Source organism: Paraburkholderia sp., from assembly GCF_035656215.1.
In the GTDB taxonomy this organism is placed as follows: Bacteria; Pseudomonadota; Gammaproteobacteria; order Burkholderiales; family Burkholderiaceae; genus Paraburkholderia.
Genome location: NZ_DASRSY010000098.1, coordinates 1 through 2,027 on the forward strand (window position 1 = coordinate 1; position 2,027 = coordinate 2,027).

Genomic DNA, 2,027 nt, shown 5'->3' on the forward strand with positions numbered 1-2,027 from the left:
TTCGGATAAGCAAACGCGCCGAAGCCGTCGAGCAGCTCCATCGCTGAGCGTGAGGTTTCGATCGTGATCACGTCGGCGTCCATCGCGGCGATCGACGGCAGGATATCGTTGAATTCCGAATAGCACATATGCGTGTGAATCTGCGTCTGATCGGCGACGCCCGCCGCCGAAATGCGGAACACACGTGTTGCCCATTCCAGATACGCGGCCCAATCGGCTTTATGCAACGGCAAGCCTTCGCGAAAGGCCGGTTCGTCGATCTGAATGATGCGGATACCGGCCTTTTCGAGGTCCACCACCTCATCGCGAATCGCCAACGCGAGTTGCAGCGCGGTGGTTGAGCGCGGTTGGTCGTCGCGCACGAAGGACCACTGCAGCATCGTCACCGGGCCGGTCAGCATGCCTTTCATCAAACGATGCGTGAGCGATTGTGCGTAGCGGGTGGTCTCGACCGTCATTGGCTCAGGGCGATAGACGTCGCCGTAAATGATCGGCGGTTTCACGCAGCGCGAGCCGTAACTCTGCACCCAGCCGTTTTCCGTGAACGCATAGCCCCACAACTGCTCGCCGAAATACTCGACCATGTCGTTGCGTTCGGCTTCGCCATGCACAAGGACGTCGAGACCCAGTTCTTCCTGTTTGCGCACGGCGATTTCGATTTCGGCGCGCATCCGCTGCAGATAGTCGAGCGCGCGTAGTTCACCGCGTTTGTAGGCGGCGCGCGCCTGACGGATGGCCGGTGTTTGCGGGAACGAACCGATCGTGGTAGTAGGCAGGAGTGGCAGGTCGAGCGCTTCGCGCTGCACGCGATTGCGTTCGGCGAAGGGGCTTTTACGTTCGGCCATCGCAGCGCTCACGGCGGCGACGCGTTTTTGCACCAGCGCATTCACGACCGCGCTCGAGTGGCGGCGCGCTTCCAGTGCGCGGTCCGCGGCGGCAAGCTTCGGTTCAGCCGCGGCAGGATTGCGCAGGGCGAGGGCGAGGGCGATGGTGCTGACTTCGTCGAGCTTTTCGGTTGCGAAGGCGAGCCAGGATTTCAGATCGGCATCGAGCTTTTTCTCCGCGTCGAGCGAAACCGGCACATGCAGCAGCGAGCATGACGATGCAATCCACAAACGATCGCCAAGCTCCGCATGCAGCGCCTGCAACGACTCGACGATGTCGCCGAGATCCGCACGCCAGATATTGCGGCCGTCGATCACCCCCGCCGACAACACGGCGTGCGTGGGCAAGGCGGCACGCCATGCACCGAGCTGTTGCGGCGCACGTACCAGATCGATATGCACGCCGGCAACCGGCAGGCTGGCGACACGCTGCGCGTGGTCAGCGGCGGTTTCGAAGTACGTCGCCAGCAGCACCTTGACGCCCGACGTGCCGAGCACGTCATACGCAGCGGAAAACGCATCGAGCCATTCCGCCGGCAGATCGAGGCACAGCGCTGGCTCATCGAGTTGCACCCATTCAATGCCACGTTGCTTGAGCGTCTCAAGAATGCGGCTGTAGCGGATCACGAGCTTCGGCAACAGCGACAAGCGGTCGAAGCCGGCAACGTGACTTTTCGACAGCCACAGGTAGGTAATCGGCCCGATCAGCACCGGCTTGACCGGCAGGTTCAGCGCTAGCGCTTCGTCGATCTCGTCGAACAGCCACTCGACGCCGCCGTTAAAGCTCGTATCCGGGCCCAGTTCCGGCACGAGGTAGTGGTAGTTCGTATCGAACCACTTGGTCATTTCCATCGCAGGTTGCGCATGGTTGCCACGCGCGAGCTCGTAGTACTGGCCGAGCGACAGCGTTTTCGGATCGAAGCCGAAGCGCTCCGGCAACGCGCCGAGCAGCGCGCTCAGATTGAGCATCTGGTCGTAGTAGGCGAAATCGCCGACGGTGACGAAATCCAGCCGGGCGTCCTGCTGCAACTGCCAATGGCGGGCGCGCAACGCCTTAGCGACGCCGCGCAGATAGGTTTCGTCCGATTCGCCGCGCCAGAACGATTCCTGCGCGAATTTCAGTTCGCGTTGCGCGCCGATGCG

Annotated in this window: 1 protein-coding gene; it reads right to left on the reverse strand. The window is 62.2% G+C overall.

Annotated features, from left to right (window positions below; translation table 11 throughout):
- A partial coding sequence (gene metE / locus VFE81_RS05610) for a 5-methyltetrahydropteroyltriglutamate--homocysteine S-methyltransferase (RefSeq protein WP_325043644.1) occupies positions 1-2,027 on the reverse strand: 2,027 nt, incomplete at both ends.